We start from the raw sequence: 20145 nt of genomic DNA, 5'->3' as shown, positions 1-20145 counted from the left end.
GGAGCGATGCTATGACCGTTGTGACCCTCATCGAGGCGAAAGAGCGAATTATGACAACCGCTGCGAGTAGACCCTTAGCGGTATTTCGCACGGATAACCCTCGCCAAGTGGATTTGGTGTTTGCCCATACGGTGGTGACTCAAAATAAAATTCGGCAGGTGCATGAGGATTATTTGGGGACTTTCCACCGGGATAATTTGCATGTGGCGAGAAAGGTTTTTCAGGAGCATTTCGATAGTTTTCAGCAGGCTGCGTGATAGGGCGCGGTTGGTAAGTTAGTTGGTCGGGGAGAGGGTATTCGTAATGTCAGAACTAGGTATTCGTGAGCTATTGTGGGAGTGGGCTAGGGCATATCCTGAGAGGGCGGGGGATTCTGTGTCCTGGCCTCGTATGGCGGCATTTCACAAGGGGATGGTTTGTGAGGGGCAGGTGATACCCGCACTAATCAACTGGGATAGGGCAGACAGGATGGATGCTGTGGTGCTGGCCTATTTGAATGCAATTGCTCGACGCCGGGACAAGGAGAAAGCGGAGTTGGAGGGGTTGGTTTTTTGGTTGAGATATTATTACCGGTGGGAAATGCAGGACGTGTGTAAAAAGCTCGGTCAGGGTAAAACCTGGGTGGTGAATATGTGTCGAGTAATTGAGGGAACGATTGAGGCATTTTATTTGGCGCGAGATGCTGCATAACTGGGTTTTAATTCAGTAGGTGGGTGTTGACAGTGCGCACGTGCGCACACTAATATCTGCAACGCTGCCGAGTTTTGTGATTCGGCGAACAGAATACCCCCCATAAACCGGCCCTTGAGCCGGTTTTTTTGTGCCCGAAATCCGGGAGCTAAAACCTCATGTTTGAATTAACGCGATTCGCCTATGGGCCAGATGCCACATTGGGGCGGCTGAGAGTGCGCGACTGTGTGTTTTATACGGTTGAGCGCCCTTGGTTGGGAAATCGCCCTTTTGAGAGTTGTATCCCCGAAGGTATTTATTCTTGTGAGGCGTATAGCTCACAGCGATATCCCAATGTGTGGGAACTGTTGGATGTTCCTGGGCGTTCAAAAATATTAATCCACACGGCTAATTATTCCTCTGATGTTCAAGGCTGCATTGGTGTTGGTTCTGGTGTGGCTCCGGGTGGCTGGTGGGTGATGCAGTCACGCAAGGCAATGGGGCAATTGCGAGATATGTTGCCGCCTAACTTTAATCTGACAATTACGCACTATGTGCCGGAGTATCCGTGATGGGTATTTGGTCTGGAGTTAAGGGGTTGTTCGCTGGCCCTGAATCTGCGAGCAAAGTGCTGGATGCCACTGTAAATACCGTGGATGCGGTGTGGTTTACCAATGAGGAAAAGTCCCGTTGGTATCTCAAATACCTGGAAGCCACGCAGCCGCAAAACCGGGCGCGAAGATTAATTGCCTTTCTGGTGACATTGGTTTGGGCGTTGCTGGTTTTATTTATTGCGGCGGCCATGGCTTTTAACGCGCCTTTTGTGGCGGACCTAAAGGGCCTGCTGGTTGATGTGGTTGTGCAGCCTTACAGCATCATCATCGGTTTCTATTTCGTGAAGTCGTGGGTGAGTGAAGTTAAGCGGTGAACACTGTAGCTCAAGAGGCAGCGAGGGAAGCCATGGTTCAAAAGGTCGCCAGTGCAACTACAACGGTTGCTGCGGGTACAGCGGTAGTCGGTGGATATGCAGCGCAGGAGTTATTGGCGGTAGGTGGTTTCTTGATTGCTTTGGGTGGGTTCATTGTCAATTGGTATTACAACCATAAGCGTTTGAAGCTGCAGGAAAGGCAGCGGGGTGGGGACGATGGACGTTAGTGTAAAGCTGGACACTTCAAAGTTTGATAAAGCCTCGGCTGAATTAAAAAAGCAGCTGCCCTATGCCAGTTCGGTTGCGCTGAATAATGTGGCGTTTCGTATTCGGGGTGAGGAGCGGGCAGCCATTGGACGCATATTTACCAATCCGGCGAACCTAACCCTGAACTCTGTACTGGTGAAGAAAGCCACTAAGCGCTCAGGTGTGGCGAAAGTCTTTATTCGTGATCAGGCTCCCAATGGCACAGCGCCTAGTGAGTATCTAGAGCCCTCGGTGATTGATGAGAACCGGGCTGACAAACGCTTTGAGCGAGCGCTACGCCATGCGGGCCTCTTACCTAGGGGGATGTATGTAGTGCATGGGAAGGAAGCCAAGTTAAATAAGCATGGCAACATTTCGGTTGGGATTTACAAAAGGATCTTGGCAGAACTGCGCGCTAACTCGGGCTCTAAGAAAAGTCGGGCCGATAGTGAGCAGGGCACTAAATCAAAATATTTTGTCGGAAAGATTAATGGGAAGTTGGGTATATGGAAAAGGGCCGGTGGTAAGCGCAACCCAACCGCTAAACCGATTCTTATATTCCTTAAAGGCAGGCCGAACTACCGCCAGCGCTTTCCTTTTATTGGGATTGCACAAGGTATTGCTCGGCGGCACCTTCCGATAGAGCTTGATAAGGCAATGGATCATGCAATCAAGACTTCAAAGCGTTGATGAGCGGGTCCTCCTGGGCGACCCAGCCCACGAGCAATTCGGGCCCGTGTTTTTAACAGCTATCTGAAATTTCCTAGGGGGTTATACCTTGGCTGACAACCCATCACTGGATGATCAGGCCACTCAGTCGGGGTTCGCTCGGCTGGTGGGAACTTCTCAACCGGCAATTGCTAAGCATGTGCAGGCTGGGGTGTTACCGCAAGGCTCTACTTACAGCGTGTGGCTACAAGTTTATTGTGAGCGGCTGCGTACTGAAGCTGCTGGCCGTCAGGCTAATGAAGCTCGCAATCAGAAAGACTTGGCTGATGCAGATAAGGCTAGGATGAGCGCGGAGAAAATTAGACGCGAATTATACCGAGAGGATCAATTAATAGTTGATGTTGAGTCTGTACGTAAGGTGATGGTGGAGTGGTCCACCATTGGTAAGAATGAATTTTTAGGAGCGGTAGAAAGCATCCTTATTGCTATCGAAAGTCAGCATGCCATTACCGTCGATCGAGAACCCTTACAGCCTAGTATTGACGCTGCCCTCAGAGCTATTGGTAGTTACGAGATCGAATCTCTCGCGCCTAGTGAAGGAGGTGCGGGAAACCTGGATACCGCAGCCTAAAGTCCCGCTGATTGAGTGGTTGCCGGAAAATATCAAACTGCCGTCAGAGGATAGCGATAACGCGGGCTATTACCGCAACGATTATGTGCCTTATTTCTGGGGTGTGATGCACGCGCTGGATAATCCGGTGTCGTGGATGGTAGTGATGCAAAAGGCTGCGCAGATCGGCTGGACGGTTCTACTGGCTACCGATATCTGCAAGGTCGCCGCTACTGAGCCCGCCCGCATCCTGATGCTGTTCCCCAAAGATGAAAAAGGCCGGTTGTTTATGGATGAAAAGCTGGTACCGATAATCGAAGGTTCACCAGCAGTAAATCGGATAATTGATGTCACCACCAGCCGCAAAGGCGGTAGCCGTTCCACGCGGAAGAAATTCCCCGGTGGTGAAGTGCGCACCATTGGCTCCAACTCAATTTCCAATGTGAAATCTACTTCAGCCCGTCGGGGCTATGTAGAAGAGCCTGACGATACCAACAAAGACGTCGGTGATCAGGGCGACTCTATTCGCCACCTGCGCGAACGCCTTAAGCGGATGCGCAATAAAAAATTAATTATTGGCGGTACACCTGCGGTTGCGGATCTCTCCCAGGTAGAGCACTACACCAAACTCGGCACCATGCGTGTGTTACCGATTACCTGCCACGACTGCGGTGAGTCTCATGTGTTGGATTGGGAAAACGTCAGCTGGCTGGAGAAAGAGGGCGGCACACCGCACCCGGTATTCGGCCTGCACCAGCCAGAAAGCGCAGTGTATGGCTGCCCGCACTGTGGCAGTGAATGGGATGACTACCGCCGCCAGGCTAATATTTTGCAGACCTGCAAAACCGCGCAGGAAAATGGCGATGACTTTGCCGGTTGGGTAAAAACTCAATGCGGCGAGGATTATTCTGAGGATGAAATCGAACCGATAGAAACCTTTATGGAGCTATCGGAGCTTTATGTGTGTATCCCCGGCACCGGCCTTGCCGATGTAGTGCGGGATTTTCTTGAAGCCGAACACGAAGCGAAAAGCGGAGATGAATCGGCCCGCATTGTTTTTCAGAACAACAAACTGGGCCGGCCCTACCAGTACGCCGCCAGTCGTTTGCTGGACCATGAAAAGCTGCAAGAGGCCGCCGAGGATTACCCGGAATTAGTTTGCCCTGCCGGTGGCCTGCTGGTAACGGTTGGCATCGACGTTCAGCACGACCGACTCGCAATCACCATTCGCGCCTTTGGTCGCAATGAAGAATCCTGGCAGATGTACTGGGGCGAGATCGATGGCGATACCGCCGATAAAAAAGATGATTGCTGGTCAGCTCTGGATAAGCTGGTGTTCCAAAGTTTTGAGCATGAGCGCTTCGGCGAAATTCGCGCAGCGGCGGTAAGTATCGACTCCTCCGATGGTGGCACCAGTAACGCGGTGTATCACTGGGTACGAACCCGCGATAAAAAATATCGCGGCGTGCTGGTGATGGCGATTAAAGGTGACAGCAACGACTTCGGCACCAAGGAAATCTTCAACCAGCCCCGGCAGGTGGATTTTAACAACCCCAAGCGCCGCACCAAGGCAGACCGCTTTGGGGTAAAGGTATATATGGTTGGCACCCACAAAGCCAAAGACCTGATGGCCAAGCGGCTTCTCGGCACCAGTGCTTATATGCACAGCTGCAAGCATGTGCGGCAGGATTACTGGGAGCAGGTCACCGCTGAAGTCAAAGCCCCCAGCAAGAAAAATAAAGGCCGGGAAACCTGGCAGCCACGCCCAGGCCGACCCAATGAAGGCACGGATACCGAGGTCTACGCCCTGCACGCCGCCCACGCCATGGGCATGCACAAATACAACGAGAAAAAATGGTCCACCATCGAATCGCGCCTGGGCCAGCGCACGCTATTTAGCGAACCTCAACAAACTACAGAACAGCCCATCGTTAAAAAACCAAGGCAGCCCGCGCAGCCAGCCGGCTCTCTACTGGATAGTTAAATGTCTAAAACCGCACAAGAGATGGTCGACCTCTATATCGAGGCCGAGATAGACGTGCTCGCCGGAAAAACCACGGTCATTAACGGCCGCCAATTTACCGCCGAGAACCTGCAGGAAATCCGCGCGGGCCGTCAGGAGTGGGAGCGCCGCGCAACCGCAGAAACTTTAAAGGCCGCCGGCAAACGCCGTGGCCCCGCCTACGCGAATTTTAATTAATGAATAAATTAGATTCTGTAATCGGGTTTTTTGCACCCGAGGCTGCCCTGCGCCGCGTACAAGCCCGGCGCGCCCTGGAGATCGCCGCCGCCTATGAAGCTGCGCGCCCCAGTCGCCTGCGGAAAAACCCCGGCGATAACCGCAGCGGCGACCTGGTGCTGGAAGGCAGTGTGGAAACCCTGCGTGGCCAGGCCCGGCACCTGGAGCAAAACCACGATTTTGCCTTTGGCATTCTCACCTCCCTGGTGAACAACATTGTCGGCCCTCGCGGTATCGATGTGGAATTCCAACCCAAAACCTGGGATGGCGATATCCACGATGGTCTCGCCAGCCAAATGAATGACGCCCACAAGGAATGGGCAAGGCGCCCGGAATGTACCCGGCAATTTAGCTGGGGCAAAGCCCAGCGGCTTTTGTGTAATACCTGGCTGCGCGATGGTGAAACTTTAATGCGGCACCTACAGGGCACAGTGCCCGGCTTAAAACACCGCACCCCGGTGCCTTACACCATCGAATGCCTGGAACCGGATTTCCTGCCGGTGGATTACAACGATCCCAGCAAGCGTATTATGCAAGGCATTCAAAAATCCGCCTGGGGTGAGCCTGCGGGCTTTTGGTTGTACGACGAACACCCCGGAGCCTCATTTAACTGGCGTATGAAGCGCAGGCTTCACAGCGCCGACAATATCGAGCACCTCAAATTTGTGCGCAGGCTGCACCAGACCCGAGGGGTTTCCATTTTTGCAGCGGTAATGAATCGCCTTACCGATATTAAAGACTATGAAGAAAACGAACGCGTTGCCGCCAAGATTGCTTCAGCCATGGTGGGTTTTATCCAAAAGGGCAGTCCAGATGATTACTCGCAGAACGACGTTGATGATGAAGGAAATCGCACCTTGGCTATTCGCGCTGGTGCTATCTACGACGATTTACGGCCTGGGGAATCTGTCGGCACCATTCAAAGCAATCGCCCCAGCGGTCTACTAACGCCATTTTTAGAAACCATGCAGCGCATGACTGCCGCCGGCACCATGGCCAGCTTTAGCAGCATCAGCAAAAACTACAACGGTACTTATAGTTCGCAACGCCAGGAACTGGTGGAGCAGTGGGGAAACTACGAAACCCTCAGCTTGGAATTCTGTGAGGAAATTGTAGAGCCGGCCACCCGCCGCTGGGTGCAGATGGGTCTACTGGCGGATGTCTTTAAAGTGCCGAGTGATGTCGATCCATCCACATTAATGCACGTCGATTTTATTACCCCGGTGATGCCCTGGATTAATCCGGTCCATGAAGCCAGCGCCGATGAAACCCTGCTGGAAAATGTACTGGCCAGCCCACAGCAGACCATCCGCCGCCGAGGCAAAAAGCCGGACGATGTGATTAAGCAAACCGCTGCCTGGCAGCGGAAGCTCAAACAAAACGACATTACCACCCCAACCAAACGCGAAGCCGTACCCGCGCAAGAAACTGAATCTGAATAGGAGGCAGCCATGTCGAATAAATCCTGGTACAGCATCACCGCTGCCGCCAATACCAGTGAAGCCGATATCTATTTGTACGATTACATCGGCTACTGGGATATGACTGCCAAGGACTTTGCTCGAGACCTCAAAGCTCTCGGTGATGTCAGCAAGATCAATCTGCATATCAACTGCCCCGGCGGTGATGTGTTCGACGGCACCGCCATTTACAACCTGCTTAAAGACCATAAAGCCGAAGTAGAAACCTGGATTGAAGGCATCGCAGCCAGTATGGGCAGCGTGATCGCCCTGGCCGGGGATACGGTCCATATCGCCGAAAATGCCTATTACATGGTGCACAACCCCAGTGCCGGTGTTCGCGGTGATGAGCGCGCTCTGGAAAAAACCAAGAGCCTGCTGGCCAAAGTTAAAGCCACCATGAAAAGCCTGTATTCCTCGCGCTCCGGAATGTCGGATGAGGAAATCAGCCAAGTGATGGACGACGAGACCTGGTATACCGGCACCGAAGCGGTAGAGGCCGGCTTCGCCACCGACACCACCGCAGCCATCGAGATGGCTGCCAGCTTCAGTGCCGATCACTTAACTCAATTTAAAAACACCCCTCAAGCCATTAACGCATTGGTCATGCAGGGGCCCACTGAATTTAGATTCCCGTCTGCGGTTGCAGGCAATCCAACCCAAACCCAAACCAAGGAAGCGCAAGCCATGCCTAAAACCACCTCCACCACGCCAGCTGCAACCGCTGCGCCCGAGGTTACTCCAGAAATGAAAGCGCAGATTGCCGCCGATGCCAAAGCGCAATTTGCAGCCGATGAGAAAAATCGCAAAGACGCTATCAAAGCGGTGTTTAAAGGCTTCGACGCGCACAGCACCGTCATGCAAACCTGTTTGGATGATATGGACTGCACCGCCGAAAAAGCCAAAGACAAACTGCTCACAGCCCTCGGCAGCCAAACCCCAACCCCCGTGCAAAGCTACAGCGTGGTGGTGCAGGAAGGTGAGGGCATTAAGCGCATGAAAGCCGATGCGGAAAATGCGATTGCCGTACGTGCCCTCGGTGAAAAGCGCACAGAGGGCAATGAACTCAGCGGCTACACCATGATGGAGATTGCTCGGATTTTGATGCAGGCCCACGGCCAAAGCCTGTCCGGATTGGACCGGATGGGTGTGGTCGCTGCAGCGTTTACCCATAGCTCGGGTGACTTCGCAACGGTACTCGGCAATATCGCCAATAAATCCATGCTCAAAGGCTATGAAGAAGCACAGGAAATCTTCCCGCGCTTTACCAGTGTCGGCAACCTCAGTGACTTTAAACTCACCACCCGCACAGACCTGGGCAGCTTCCCCTCACTGCGCCAAGTGGCACCGGGGGCAGAATTTAAATATGTAAGTATCGGCGAACGGGCCGAAACTGCCGCTTTGGCCACTTACGGGGAACTCTTCTCCATTAACCGCCAGGCGATTATTAATGACGACCTGGGAGCCTTCACCCGCATCCCGCAAAAGATGGGACTCGCCGCCGTGCGTACCGTTGGGGATCTGGTGTTCAGCATCCTGCTCAACAACCCCAAAATGGCAGATGGAAAAGCCCTGTTCCATGCGGATCATGGCAACCTAGCCAGCGCCGCTCTAATCAATACGGCCAGCATCGATGCTGCACGGGTGAAGATGGGCAAGCAAAAGGATGGCAGCGCAGTGCTCAATATCCGGCCCAAGTTCCTGCTCTGTGATATTGCCGACGAGGGCAGCGCAAAGGTTGCCTTGGAATCCGAATTCGAAGTGGGCGAATCCACTAAAAACAACACCACACCGAACAGCGTGCGCAATATCGCTGAAGTGCTCTCTGATGCTCGCCTTAGCGGACACAACGGCTGGTACCTCAATGCCGACCCGGTAGCGCATGACACCATCGAAGTGCTCTATCTGGATGGCCAGCAGGCCCCGGTGTTAGAAGAGCAAAATGGCTGGAGTATCGACGGGGTGGAATTCAAAGTCCGCCTGGATGCCGCCTCCAAAGCCTGGGATCCAAAAGGCATGGTGAAAACACCCAAAACCTAATTCCAATCCCAACTGAAACTAAACCGGAAAGGGCCGCACTACGCGGCCTTTTTTATTTCTACCGCTTTATCCACTGAGAGAAAGAATATGGCTACGAATTTTGTACAAGATGGGCGCATGCTCGATTTCACCAACAACACCAGCGCCGCGATTAGCTCCGGCCAGGTGGTAATCGCAGGTGCCGTCCTGGGTGTGGCGATGGATGATATCGCCGTGGGCGACTCCGGGGTGATTGCCATTGATGGCGTATTCACCGTGCCCAAGGTATCCGCCGCAGAGATCAATCAGGGCGAAACCCTCACCTGGGTAACCGCCTCCAGCTCATTCGATAGTAATGCAGCCACCGCAGCCACTGGCGATATCACCGGCTCCACCGCCTTCGCCGCAGAGGCTGCCGGGAATGGCGTTTCCAGTTTTGCCGTGAAGTTTACCGGCGTACCGGGCACCGTTAAATCCTAGGTGAATCATGGATTTGGACCAGAGAGCCGCAGAGCGCGCGTTTCGCAAATGGGGCAAGGCCGCTACCTATGATGGTGGCGGCGGCGAGCCTATTGATTGCAAGGTGATCCTTGATCAGGAAATCGACGAGTTCGATGAGGAGGAGCGGCTGCGGGTGCCGCGTATTGAGTTGAGCCTGCTGGTGAGTGAGGTGGGGGCTTATAACCCTGATGCGGTGATTACGCTGGGTGGTGTGGAGTACACGGTGCGCAAGCGGCTGGCGGATGATGGGGTGGTTTGGCGGGTGCTGGTGGATGGGTAGCCCCAGCGGGTAGTTCAGCACAGGATTTATGATCGTTGTGACTGTTATTTTTTTGAGTTGCTCAAAATCACGAATAAATGCTTTAAAATCAGTGGGTTAAAGGGACGGTTAAAAATGGGGATAGTGGTCAAGTTGATCATTTTTCTAGATGGGCCGGTAGTGCCAAATGATCGTAATCTATTGATTTAGTGGAAGAAGATGGCGTGTTGGCGTAAATTTGTATCAGAAATAGTAGTCAAAATAATAGTGGTCATGATGACCACTATATAAATGTTAACTGCCTTCGGAAATTATGAATCTTTATACTGTTACGATAGATTTTGAAGATCGCACTAGGGCAATTAAGCAAGTGGAGTGTTCCAGTGAAATAGACGCGCTTCATAAAGTGTTGCGTGAAGCTGAAGCATTAGAAAATCATGATAAGAAAGCGATAGAGGATACCATTAAGACATATCTGCGAGTTACCCATATAGCTATGGGGTACAAAGGCGTCTGGATCTGGCATCACTGTAATTTTGACAGTGAAGAAGTTGAGGATATATACGGCGGGTCTATCGTACAAACTGATAAAAATGGGGCTGTCCGTGAGGGTAGCAGTTAACAAGTGGCGGCAAAATCGCCCTGCGGGCTGGACGCACCTGACGGTGCGCCTTTGCGCCAAGCGTTAAGCATCCAATATGAAGTACTTAAATAGACATCAGATTACTCTCTATGCAACCGAAGAGCTTCTGTCTTGGGTTAAGTTGGTTCAACCTGACCTTCACAGATGGACCCTTGAAACGATCAATAATCGGCCAACTGCATACTTAATTGAAGAGGAAGATCAGAATTGTCACGGCTTAGCATTAGAGAATTATTATAAGAAGATCGTGAAACACGAATTATCTTATCTCTATATAGATAAAAAGCTTTGGCCTAAAGAAATAACATATGAGCTGTTTTCGTCATGGTTTACTTATCAATACCATGAAGAGGTATGTGATCTAAGCTCTGAAAAACTAGAGAGCTTCGATGGATAGTCCAAAGCTTAACAAAGCCAAGCACATTCGCCAGCAAGGCTGGCTGGACCTACATTCCGCAGCTTTGCTGCTCCATTTCGGCCCGTGTTGGCGGCGTTATATTTATTTATGACCAAAGTGCCAAGTGTTGGAATATTAGTCTTTGCTGACAACGGAAGTTGTTCAATGTATCTCGTTGAGCATTTTTTAGGAGATTTAAATTATCTTGAGATTGCCGAAGGTGTATTTAAAAAAGATTGCATACCAGAAAATGTAAAAATATTTGTCGAAGGAAAACCATGTGACTACGTAGGTAACCCATTGAGTTGGCATATTTGCTCAAATCGGCTTGCAAAGCATTTGGAGACTCATGCGTCCGCTTGTGTGCGTTTAATCGATATACCTTTGTACTACAAAAGTGGTGCTAGAATTGACGGCTACAGTTTGGTAATACCAACAAAAAATGTCGATTGCTTAAATTACGATAAATCGGAATTCCTCGATGGACAGGGTGGCCCTACATGTATGGAGCCAGTAATTAAGCGATCGTCGGTGAAAGATTTGCCGCCGCTATTTCTAGTAGAAGGTTGTCCCTGGACTGTCCTTTTTAGTCAAGGGCTAATCGCTTCATTGGTTGGCAAGGGGTTTACTGGTATTGGGTTTTTAGAGTGTGAAGTATCATAAATATAACAATGCAATCGTAGGGACTTTTGTTGCTACGCTCCGTTTTGGGGTGGCTTCGCCACTGTACCCCAAAACTCCACTACACAACAAAAGCCCCACATAGCGGCGTTATGTGTAAGGAATAGGTCAGATGATAATCATCGGAGAGAAAAGAGATAAAGAAATCAAAAACCTGGAATTCCCTGATGCCATTCATAATCTTATGAACGGTGAATTCGTTCACGAAGATTTGGAGTATAGATTCACGCCCTTAAAATATTCGCTAGAAAACGAAGACTTTTCTCCTCAAGGTATCGATGTTATTCCTATTTGGGAGAGTGATTACAGTATTACGGGGTTCTATTTAGAAAACGGCAGTCCAGTTTTTATCACCTACGACATAGATGATCTTAATTCCATTAATCGTATTGGAGCTAGTGTTCTAGAGTTAGTAGAATATCTCGTAAAAGAATATGGCGAGGACGAGGAGCAACTAAAAAGTGTATTGCTCAAGTAAAACACATAACCAGGTCAGGCACCGGAATCAGCTGACGCTGCTCCGGTGCTAACGGCGTTAGGCATCAGTCATGAATCGAGCACTATCATTAGTATTGTTTATTGCGTTGCTATCGAGCTGCTCATTTCTAAATCCATTATTCTATGAGGAGGGATTTAGGAAGTATGCAGAACGGATTGTCGGTCTTGATGCAGAAGAATACACAACTTATCCATATGTAACTCTCGAGAAAACTGAAGATACGGACGAAGGATTTAGGGAGTATTATATTTCAACGGATTATACGACCGATTTCACTGCATCTACGTCAACATGTCATTGGGTGCTAGTTACTAAGCCGCCAAGTAGCGAAATTCTCTCCTGGCGATATGTGTCAGAACCTGAGGATTGCAAGGGTGGTTATTTTTATAGCGGTGCGTGGTAATGCCTAACAATTTGCTTAAGTACACTCCGGCCGCAAAAAACGCGGCCTCCGCGGGACAGCCTACACTGCGTTTCGGCTGCCCCTTAGCAAGGCGTTATGAATAAAAACTATGTCTAATCTCAAAGACCGCCGATGGCGTCGAAAAGGCCTCGATAGAAAAATCGAGACTCCTTCATGGGGGGAACTTGCTTTTGGGAAAAAGCTTTTCAATTTGCGGCATATGTTACTAGCTGTATTTGCTAGTGGCTTCATATCTTTTGCAATGCTATATCAGCTTATAACCTATGGACATTGGGAGGCCAAAGGAGCAAAAGTAGATGGTCCTGTGGGCTATGGTGTTGCCTTTTTCCTTCTAGTAATTTTCATAGCCCTACTTATTGCAACTATTAAAGACTGGCGGAGAGGCTAATGCATAACAAAAAGCAGCACGATTGCCCACAAAATATGTGGGCTGGACGGCCTACGCTTTGCTTCGGCCGCCCGTGTGCTAGGCGTTATAGCTTCCAATCGGATCGAGATATTTAATGTTCAAACAAGTATGGAAAGGCTGGACTGCTAGTGTCTCAGTAATATTTACACCACTAATCTTAATTGCTGCCCTAATTCAGCCTGATGCCCCAGAAAATCTGCTTCTGGCTGTGCCTCTAGTTCCGGTCATTGCTGCTGGGCAGGGTGTTCTTATTGGTGCACTGGTGTGCTTTGGTCTCAAAATATTATCGTTTAAAAATTAGCATGGGGGCAAAAAGCTCTAACAAGGCCAATCACGGATGCCAGCAGAGCTGGCTGGACCTAGATTCCGCAGCTTCGCTGCTCCATTTCGGCCCGTGACGGCGGCGTTATAACTCCTAATGAAGATATTGACAGTAGCACTTTTCCTTCTCTTAACTAGCTTTGCCTCAGCTGAGGAGCTCGTCGTCATTGGAAATCTTGAGTTTCTAAAAGATACAGAAATCACGTCATCCGAGATTTGCTATGAAGACGATAAAGAGAGCTGCCATCCTTGGGCAACATTCTACTTATACAAAATGAAAGTAGTTGCGTCTGTGGATGAGCGTGTGACGCGGAAACAGTTTAATGTCATCTATGGCCGTCACGCCCTTATGAAGAATGACATCCACTCTGTTAAAGTGTCGCTAAAAGAACTACCTGTGGGGAACAAGTTTGGAGCGTCCTATCAGGTCATCGAGATCCATGAGGCTCCGAAATTATAACAAGTGCCGGCACAAATACGCGCTTCGCGCTTTGGACTCGCAACAAGTTACTCGCCTGTGCGGCGGGCGTTAGCTTTTTTTGAGCTTGAGATATATTACTGACATAAAACATAAATGGGGATGAAGTGGAACATGGAAATGACTGAAAAAGTAAAGGGCACAGTAAAATTCAGAGGGCTATTTGGCAGTCTAGTTATTAGCATCGGTGGATACTTTGCAACAATTTTAGCGTTCGCGGTTTTTTATACTGCTGATAGGGTCTTAGGAAATAATCTCCCATTAGATGAACCAGATCCAGATAAACTAATAGTAAAAATGATTAACTTTGCAGTAGGAATGTTGTTCCCATTCTTGGCAGGTATTTATTGCGGGAGAAAGAATAGAAACTCGATGACATACACTCACTATTTGTTGATTTTAGTAACTGGGTTGTATGTTGGTTACCTGATCAAAGGCCAGCTAGAATTAACTTTTGTAGTCTTGTACTCCATCTTAGCAATGTTCGTTGTGTATTCGGGATATAAACTTGGTGGCAGGGGTGTAGGTAAATTCGCTAATCGACCCATAAGCTAACAAGCGGCTTCTGTCGGACTGGTAAAAGCTCCGGCTTCGCCTCCACTTTTACCAGCCGTAGAGCCGGCGTTATAGCTCCTTAATGGATAATGCGGAATGTACGAGCTGTTTAATATTTCCAATATCGAAGCCCTGGGTATATTGCTATGGTTTTGTGTTGTATTAGCTCTTAGCTATATGCTAGCTATCAAAAAAACCTTAAAGGTTAAACGAGCGGTTGTAGTTGGTGGATTTATGGCATTATTACCTCCTCTGGCAATTATATATTTGGTCTCGCTGCTACTTAGAAAAAGCCTTTCTGTATCAGAGAGATTAGATGAGACGTTATAACAAAACGCTGAAAATTCGCCCCCAAAAAACGTGGGCTGGACCTCCGGCAAAAAAATGCCTCGGGCCTTTTAGCTTTGCGTTATGTTTTAGGAGAGATCTAGCTTTTGTACACAGATATGCTCGAGGAGATGATTGCTTTACTCAGAAAGTGCGATAATGAGCATTGGGCAAAGTGGTTTCAAATAGCCCTCGATTTATATGCATCTGGGAAATCATCAAGATCTTATTCAAAGGTTCTTGGCGCATATGGTGGTATGGGTAGTTTCAATGATGTTTTTTGGAATTTACCACAACAAGAACACGACAGGCTCGAATACCTAAAAGAGGCTGTTTGGGTCTATGCAAAAAAGCATTCGTAGCAAAAGCATAACAAGGCTATATAGCCATCAAAAAGACGGCTGGTAAAAATCACAAAAGTTACTCAAACCCGCACCAGCGGGTTTTTTTATGCCCAAAATTCCTGGAGCAATCCCCAATGACCCAACGTATCACCATCCGCGATGCTGTATTAAGCAAACTAAAAACCCTATCCGGCTACAACTTCCCCTCAGCCGGAACCACCGAAGGCATCGAACGGGAAAAGCTGCCGGCAATCCTCGTTGGCTTTGCCACGGAACAGACACAGCAAGAGTTCTCAGGCACCACCCGCCAGTTGGATCTTGTGGTTGCGGTAGTGGTGCATAGCCGGGGGGATATCTATGAATTACTGGATCAAGCTACCGAGGATGTTGAGAGTGTCCTGCAGGATCGAACCCTGGGCGGTGCTTGTGAAATCTTCGCTCTATCACAAACCGATTTCGCCCTGGATCAGGACCACCCCTTGGGCGAGGTGCGCCTGACCTACAGCGCCCAATATTCCACTGAATGACGCACCCCCGCGTCGATTATTAATTTCCACTAAAGCGACTGGAGAATCCCTATGTCCCAATTGGCTCAGGGTACCAATATCTATTTTATCGACCCGGCTGGTTCTGGTGATACCGTGAAGGTGATCACCGGGGTAACCTCATTTAATCCCGGCGGCAGTCCCGCCGACCAGCTGGATGACACTTCCCTGGAAGACCTGGATAAGAAGTTCAAGCGCGGCCTGCGTACACCGGGGCAGGCATCGGTAGGGCTCAAAATAAACCCGCAGAACGCGGTGCATAAGCGCCTGCATGAACTGTCCCAGGATGACACGGTGGATAGCATTAAGTGGGCGGTGGGTTGGAGTGATGGCACTGAAGCACCCACCGTAACAACCGGCGAGTGGTCACTGCCCACCACGCGCACTTGGTTCACCTTTGAAGGCTATGTGGCTGACTTCCCCTTTGATTTCCAGCTGAACACCTTGGTCAGTGGTGAAATGTCGATCCAGCGCAGCGGCGGTTCGGCCTGGACCGTTAAATCCTCAACCTAAGGGGTAACCCATGGAATTATCGATTGAATCCCTGCAGCAGCAGGGCAGCTTTTCCGGTGCGCCGGTTAAGCGTTCCATTACCTGGAAGCAGGGCGATGAGGAGTTCACGGCGACGGTTTATATTCGCCGTTTCTCCTACTACAGCGCGGTCAATGATGTGGCGGCAATGCGCGGTAAGGTCGATTTGGTTGCCGGGCGTATTGCCGCCTGTGTTGTCGATGCCGAGGGCAAGCCGGTATTTACCCCGGCAGATGTTACCGGCGAGGCAGACCCGGAGCGTGGTCCCCTTAATGAGAATCTGACCCAGGCGCTGCTAATGGAAATCGGTGGGGTCAATAACCGGGGAAAGAAGAAAAGCTCAGCGAGCTAGAGGAACTCTGGCACGAGCTGGTGCTAAACGGCATTGGCGGTTGCACCATCGAAGAGGCCCAGCGGCGGCTGAGCTATCAAGAAGTACAAAGCTGGGCGAAATATCGTGAGCTGCGCGGCTCCCTTCACCCGGGAATGCGCACTGAAAGATCCACGGCATTACTTGCCGCCCTCTACGCCAATGCCCATCGCGGTAAAGGCGCCCCCGCAAAAATCACAGACTTTATGCCCCATGAGAAGGAGCCGGAAATCTCGCTGGAACAAGCGATGAAGACCTGGCACTAAGGGGCGGTGGATCGCTATGTCTAATAAAAATCTGGGCACACTAACGCTAGACCTGATCGCCAAGGTGGGCGGTTTTGAAAAGGGTTTAGATAAGGCAGGAAAAAAGTCTGATCAATGGCGGCGACAAGTCAAAAAAAATGCGGAGAAAGTAGCAAAATCTTTCGCAGCGATTTCTGTGGCCTCTGCCGGCGCACTAGCGGTAATGACCTCGCGGGTGATTGAGCAATCTGCAGAGATTGAAAACCTCTCTGCGGTGGCCAACACCAGCACCCTGGAATTCCAGCGCATGTCCTACGCTGCGCAGCGCTATGGCGTTGAGCAGGATAAGGTTGCAGATATCCTCAAGGATACTTCGGACAAGGTCGGTGACTTCCTGCAGACCGGCGCCGGTCCGATGGCAGACTTCTTTGAAAATATCGCCCCGCAAGTGGGAGTCACTGCCGAAGAGTTTCGCAATTTATCGGGCCGTGATGCGCTGGGGCTTTATGTCAGCAGCCTGGAAAAAGCCAATTTATCCCAGAGCGAAATGACCTTCTATATGGAGGCCATCGCCAGTGATGCCACTCTGCTGTTACCGCTACTGCGCAACAATGGCAAAGAGCTTGGCCGGCTGGGGGATGAGGCCGAGGACGTGGGTGCGGTGCTGTCGGATCTGGATCTGCAACAGCTGGGTGAGATCCGCGAGGATATCGATAAGTTCAAAGGCGCAATGGATGGCCTGGAAAAGGAGATGGTAAAGGGCGCTATTCCAGCCTTGAAAGAGTTTACTGAGCTAGCCTCAGATCCAAATACTACCGAGGCGGTGCGCGATCTCTCTGCAGCTGTTAGCTCTCTGGCAGTTGGCGGTCTCAATTTAACGGTTGAGTTTAGCAACTTTGGTAAGCAGTTAGCGGCAAATGCTGCCCTGCTTACCGGGAATCTTACTGAAGCGGATAAATTACAGCAGGAACTGAAGGATATTGATCGAGGGCTAAAGGGTGGCTTTAGCACTCCGATTAAGTTTATCGGCAGTACGGATCAAGAATTACTCCAGCTGCGTGAAGAGATACAGGCAAAGCTGGATGCGTTGCACGGAACAAAGCCGACTCAAATCAAAGCTGAAGTAGTTATTGAAGGCGAACTGCTCGGCGATGATTTCCACAGCGCGCTCGCAGAAGTTGAAAGCGAATTAAAACTACAGGCAGCCATCGGCGATCCCTGGGAAACCTTCTCGGATGTATTGGGGGATATCGAAGGCGAACTGGAGAAAGAGGCGGAGCAGCGCGAGCGAATGCTGCGCGCGCAGCAGGCTTTTAATTCACTGGTTTCAGATCTGCAAACCGATGAAGAGCGCAATCTGGATTTATTGCGTGAACGCCTGGATATTCTCGAAGCGGTAAAAGATATCACCGACGAACAGCGCCAGCAGACCCTGGGCCGTATCGCCGACGCCGCCACTGAAGACTCCCCCGCACTCGGTGGCCTCGATAGTGGCTCCGATATCGAATCCGCGCGCACCGAGTTGGAAGACTGGTATTCCACTCAGCTCGATATGCTGGAGCAATTCCGCAGTGAGCGCGCCGACCTCAATGCCACCTGGGATGAGGAAGAGCTGGCCATTCGCCAGCATTATGAGGAAAAGCTCACCGAAATTACCCAGGCCAATGAAGACCTGCGCCGACAGCAGCAGCTGGAGGGCTACAACTTGTTGATGTCGGTGGCCTCGGAATATTACTCCGGTATGGAGGGCGAAGAGGCGGCCTATATGCGCGCGGCGCTGGCCATCGGCAGTACCCTGCTGGATGAGAAAAAACGCAACGCACTAACCAGCATTATTGCCAATACCAATGATGCGGCCATGGGTGCATACAACGCGATGGCCTCTATTCCCTATGTGGGCCCGGTACTGGGTGCAGCAGCGGCCGGTGCCGTGTATGTCACTGGTGGCCTGGCTGCGGCAAAGCTTACCGGTATGGCCCATGACGGCCTTGATGCGGTACCTGAAACCGGCACCTGGCTGCTGGAAAAAGGCGAGCGGGTAACCACCTCAGAAACCAGTGCAAAACTGGATCGCACCCTGGCCATGATTCAAGCGGATATGCACGGCGGTGGCCGTGGTGGAAGCTCTGGTGGAGCTGCACCCTTCACCCAGAATATTAGCGTTTCCGGCAAGTTGGATAATCGCACCACAAAACAATTAGCTCGCGAGAGTACCCGCCAGCAACGTATTAACCGCAGGAGGCTCGGCTCTTAATGTTTAATGAAAGTCGATTGCTGGAGCGCGTGGCCTATGGCTCGGAGTATGGCCACCGCTATAAAACGGATATTCGCGAATTGCGCAACGGGGTAGAGCGCCGCAATGCGGAGTGGGAGCGCCCACTGGGGCAGTACTCGGTGATCTTCAAAAACCTGGATTATGAAGATCACCAGATAGTGATCGCCGCGCACCACGCCTGTGCCGGTGCCCTGGTTGGGTTTCGCTTTAAAGATGCCAGTGATTTTTTTGCAGGCGGTGAGGTGATTGGTTACGGCAGCGGCAGTACTGAAACTTACCAGCTGGTAAAGAGCTATTTGTTTGGATCGCTGTCTTATCAGCGTGAGATTGTTAAACCGGTCACTGGCACGGTAAAAATTTTTGTCGATGGCCAAGAGGTGGCCGCTGCCATTGATTACACCACCGGCCAAGTGGAGCTCAATGCGGCCAATGGTGCAGAGATTACCTGGGTGGGTGAGTTCGATGTACCGGTGCGCTTTGAGGATGATGTCAGTTTCAGTATTGAAAATCGCCATAGGGGCCAGCCGGTTTGTAGTGGCAGTGTTGAGCTGCTGGAGATTCGCCTGTGAGGTACATTCCTAGCGCACTGCAAGCTCACTACGATAGCGGCGTCACGACCACTTGCCGCCTATTAAAAATCACCCTCACCGATGGCCGCGAATTTGGTGCCACCACGCTAGACCGCAATGTCGAATACAACGGGATTATCTATTACGCCCAGAACGGCTTCGACCCCAGTGTGATTGCCAGCGATACATCGTTTGATGTGGACAATGCCGAGGGTTATTCCCTGTACTCCACCGACGTGCCCGGCATCACTGTCGAGATGGCCGAGCGCGGTGAGCTGGATAATGCAGAGTGGGTGATGTATGAGGTCAATTACCGCGATTTATCCATGGGCGCCATCGAGCTGGATGGCGGTGATATTGGTGAGGTAAAGACGGTTCGCAATACGGTATTTATTCCCGAGTTGCTGAGCTACATGATGCGGCTGCGCCAGTCTGTCGGTCATGTGGATTCTGTCACCTGCCGGGCTATTTTCGGCACGGATGCCAATTCGCAAACCGGTTGCGGTGTGAATGCAGATGCGCTGTGGCAATCGGCTACGGTCACCGCCGTTAACAGCGATGAGCCCAAAGTCACCTATCTGGTGGATGATATTGCCACGCTTTCCACGGCTGCCAACCGCTGGCGGGTGCGCTGGAAAACTGGCGATAACGTCTCCGCGCGGTTGTATCAGATCGAGGCCGTGGATACCGCCAGCGGCCAGATTACGCAAATAGAACCCCTGCCGTTTGCCGTGCAACCCGGTGATGAATTGGAAATTCGCGAAGACTGCGACAAACAGTTTTCCACCTGTAAATACCACGGCAACGAGCTGGATTTTAAAGGCGAGAATCTAATCCCTATCGGCCAAGCCTCAGACACGCCCGGTGCCGGTGTCTCCGGTAGTGCCGGCGGCGGTAGCGACTGGCCCGGCGTGAGCAGCCACCAGGAATAA

At 50.9% G+C, this 20145-nt stretch carries 30 protein-coding genes; all 30 read left to right on the top strand.

The window, feature by feature from the left end; translation table 11 throughout:
- Window positions 1-11: 11 nt before the first annotated feature.
- The 30 genes from ACJJIL_RS19175 to ACJJIL_RS19030 all read left to right on the top strand — a co-directional run bounded on the left by ACJJIL_RS19175 (window position 12) and on the right by ACJJIL_RS19030 (window position 20145).
- Window positions 12-257, top strand: coding sequence for a hypothetical protein (locus ACJJIL_RS19175; RefSeq protein ID WP_445360538.1), 246 nt, complete (start codon window positions 12-14; stop codon window positions 255-257).
- A gap of 46 nt (window positions 258-303) precedes the next feature.
- Window positions 304-690, top strand: coding sequence for a hypothetical protein (locus tag ACJJIL_RS19170; RefSeq protein WP_445360537.1), 387 nt, complete (start codon window positions 304-306; stop codon window positions 688-690).
- A 158-nt stretch (window positions 691-848) separates the two neighbouring features.
- Complete coding sequence (locus ACJJIL_RS19165; protein WP_445360536.1) at window positions 849-1241, top strand: DUF5675 family protein; 393 nt, start codon at window positions 849-851, stop codon at window positions 1239-1241.
- Window positions 1241-1597 (top strand): hypothetical protein, encoded by a 357-nt coding sequence (locus ACJJIL_RS19160; RefSeq protein WP_445360535.1) that lies wholly within the window; start codon window positions 1241-1243, stop codon window positions 1595-1597. Before ACJJIL_RS19165 ends, ACJJIL_RS19160 begins: the two co-directional genes overlap by 1 nt.
- The gene (locus ACJJIL_RS19155) at window positions 1594-1824 is read left to right on the top strand and encodes a holin (RefSeq protein WP_445360534.1); all 231 of its coding nucleotides are present in this window, start codon (window positions 1594-1596) and stop codon (window positions 1822-1824) included. The genes ACJJIL_RS19160 and ACJJIL_RS19155 overlap by 4 nt, the downstream gene beginning before the upstream one ends.
- The gene (locus ACJJIL_RS19150) at window positions 1814-2533 is read left to right on the top strand and encodes a hypothetical protein (protein ID WP_445360533.1); all 720 of its coding nucleotides are present in this window, start codon (window positions 1814-1816) and stop codon (window positions 2531-2533) included. Before ACJJIL_RS19155 ends, ACJJIL_RS19150 begins: the two co-directional genes overlap by 11 nt.
- Before the next feature lie 88 nt (window positions 2534-2621).
- Window positions 2622-3143, top strand: a complete 522-nt coding sequence (locus ACJJIL_RS19145) for a hypothetical protein (RefSeq protein ID WP_445360532.1) — start codon at window positions 2622-2624, stop codon at window positions 3141-3143.
- Window positions 3115-5106, top strand: coding sequence for a terminase gpA endonuclease subunit (locus ACJJIL_RS19140; protein ID WP_445360394.1), 1992 nt, complete (start codon window positions 3115-3117; stop codon window positions 5104-5106). Before ACJJIL_RS19145 ends, ACJJIL_RS19140 begins: the two co-directional genes overlap by 29 nt.
- Window positions 5107-5322 (top strand): DUF6148 family protein, encoded by a 216-nt coding sequence (locus ACJJIL_RS19135; protein ID WP_445360393.1) that lies wholly within the window; start codon window positions 5107-5109, stop codon window positions 5320-5322. It abuts the gene before it with no gap.
- Entirely contained in the window at window positions 5322-6803 is a 1482-nt protein-coding gene (locus tag ACJJIL_RS19130) for a phage portal protein (protein ID WP_445360392.1), read from the top strand. The genes ACJJIL_RS19135 and ACJJIL_RS19130 overlap by 1 nt, the downstream gene beginning before the upstream one ends.
- Window positions 6804-6812: 9 nt before the next feature.
- Window positions 6813-8861 (top strand): ClpP-like prohead protease/major capsid protein fusion protein, encoded by a 2049-nt coding sequence (locus tag ACJJIL_RS19125; RefSeq protein WP_445360391.1) that lies wholly within the window; start codon window positions 6813-6815, stop codon window positions 8859-8861.
- An 87-nt stretch (window positions 8862-8948) separates the two neighbouring features.
- On the top strand, window positions 8949-9320 hold the full coding sequence (locus ACJJIL_RS19120) for a capsid cement protein (protein WP_445360390.1): 372 nt from the start codon (window positions 8949-8951) through the stop codon (window positions 9318-9320).
- Between the two features lie 7 nt (window positions 9321-9327).
- On the top strand, window positions 9328-9621 hold the full coding sequence (locus tag ACJJIL_RS19115; RefSeq protein ID WP_445360389.1) for a head-tail joining protein: 294 nt from the start codon (window positions 9328-9330) through the stop codon (window positions 9619-9621).
- 292 nt (window positions 9622-9913) lie between these two features.
- Complete coding sequence (locus ACJJIL_RS19110; protein WP_445360531.1) at window positions 9914-10222, top strand: hypothetical protein; 309 nt, start codon at window positions 9914-9916, stop codon at window positions 10220-10222.
- A 76-nt stretch (window positions 10223-10298) separates the two neighbouring features.
- Complete coding sequence (locus ACJJIL_RS19105; RefSeq protein ID WP_445360530.1) at window positions 10299-10640, top strand: hypothetical protein; 342 nt, start codon at window positions 10299-10301, stop codon at window positions 10638-10640.
- A 108-nt stretch (window positions 10641-10748) separates the two neighbouring features.
- The gene (locus ACJJIL_RS19100) at window positions 10749-11303 is read left to right on the top strand and encodes a hypothetical protein (RefSeq protein WP_445360529.1); all 555 of its coding nucleotides are present in this window, start codon (window positions 10749-10751) and stop codon (window positions 11301-11303) included.
- Window positions 11304-11433: 130 nt separating this feature from the next.
- On the top strand, window positions 11434-11799 hold the full coding sequence (locus tag ACJJIL_RS19095; RefSeq protein WP_282931787.1) for a hypothetical protein: 366 nt from the start codon (window positions 11434-11436) through the stop codon (window positions 11797-11799).
- 533 nt (window positions 11800-12332) lie between these two features.
- Window positions 12333-12632, top strand: a complete 300-nt coding sequence (locus ACJJIL_RS19090; protein WP_445360528.1) for a hypothetical protein — start codon at window positions 12333-12335, stop codon at window positions 12630-12632.
- A gap of 115 nt (window positions 12633-12747) precedes the next feature.
- Window positions 12748-12954 (top strand): hypothetical protein, encoded by a 207-nt coding sequence (locus ACJJIL_RS19085; RefSeq protein WP_444911337.1) that lies wholly within the window; start codon window positions 12748-12750, stop codon window positions 12952-12954.
- A 117-nt stretch (window positions 12955-13071) separates the two neighbouring features.
- Complete coding sequence (locus ACJJIL_RS19080) at window positions 13072-13434, top strand: hypothetical protein (protein WP_445360383.1); 363 nt, start codon at window positions 13072-13074, stop codon at window positions 13432-13434.
- Between the two features lie 138 nt (window positions 13435-13572).
- Entirely contained in the window at window positions 13573-14007 is a 435-nt protein-coding gene (locus tag ACJJIL_RS19075) for a hypothetical protein (RefSeq protein ID WP_444905957.1), read from the top strand.
- A gap of 96 nt (window positions 14008-14103) precedes the next feature.
- Window positions 14104-14337 (top strand): hypothetical protein, encoded by a 234-nt coding sequence (locus ACJJIL_RS19070; protein WP_444892212.1) that lies wholly within the window; start codon window positions 14104-14106, stop codon window positions 14335-14337.
- A 104-nt stretch (window positions 14338-14441) separates the two neighbouring features.
- Window positions 14442-14696, top strand: coding sequence for a DUF6966 domain-containing protein (locus tag ACJJIL_RS19065; protein ID WP_445360381.1), 255 nt, complete (start codon window positions 14442-14444; stop codon window positions 14694-14696).
- 116 nt (window positions 14697-14812) lie between these two features.
- Window positions 14813-15205 (top strand): phage tail terminator protein, encoded by a 393-nt coding sequence (gene gpU, locus ACJJIL_RS19060; RefSeq protein WP_445360380.1) that lies wholly within the window; start codon window positions 14813-14815, stop codon window positions 15203-15205.
- A 51-nt stretch (window positions 15206-15256) separates the two neighbouring features.
- Window positions 15257-15736 (top strand): phage tail tube protein, encoded by a 480-nt coding sequence (locus tag ACJJIL_RS19055; protein WP_445360527.1) that lies wholly within the window; start codon window positions 15257-15259, stop codon window positions 15734-15736.
- Between the two features lie 10 nt (window positions 15737-15746).
- Complete coding sequence (locus ACJJIL_RS19050) at window positions 15747-16106, top strand: phage tail assembly chaperone family protein, TAC (protein ID WP_445360526.1); 360 nt, start codon at window positions 15747-15749, stop codon at window positions 16104-16106.
- Between the two features lie 20 nt (window positions 16107-16126).
- Complete coding sequence (locus ACJJIL_RS19045; RefSeq protein ID WP_445360525.1) at window positions 16127-16390, top strand: phage tail assembly protein T; 264 nt, start codon at window positions 16127-16129, stop codon at window positions 16388-16390.
- Between the two features lie 16 nt (window positions 16391-16406).
- Window positions 16407-18623 (top strand): hypothetical protein, encoded by a 2217-nt coding sequence (locus ACJJIL_RS19040; protein WP_445360524.1) that lies wholly within the window; start codon window positions 16407-16409, stop codon window positions 18621-18623.
- Window positions 18623-19213, top strand: a complete 591-nt coding sequence (locus ACJJIL_RS19035) for a DUF2460 domain-containing protein (protein WP_445360523.1) — start codon at window positions 18623-18625, stop codon at window positions 19211-19213. Before ACJJIL_RS19040 ends, ACJJIL_RS19035 begins: the two co-directional genes overlap by 1 nt.
- Window positions 19210-20145 carry a phage/gene transfer agent baseplate hub protein gene (locus ACJJIL_RS19030; RefSeq protein WP_445360522.1) on the top strand — a complete coding sequence of 312 codons (936 nt, stop codon included), beginning with the start codon at window positions 19210-19212 and terminating at the stop codon, window positions 20143-20145. The genes ACJJIL_RS19035 and ACJJIL_RS19030 overlap by 4 nt, the downstream gene beginning before the upstream one ends.

The sequence above is a fragment of the Microbulbifer maximicatervae (SeqCode) genome (assembly GCF_052468095.1).
The sequence above is the reverse complement of the archived record's forward strand: the minus strand, read 5'-3'. Positions and strand labels throughout refer to the sequence as shown.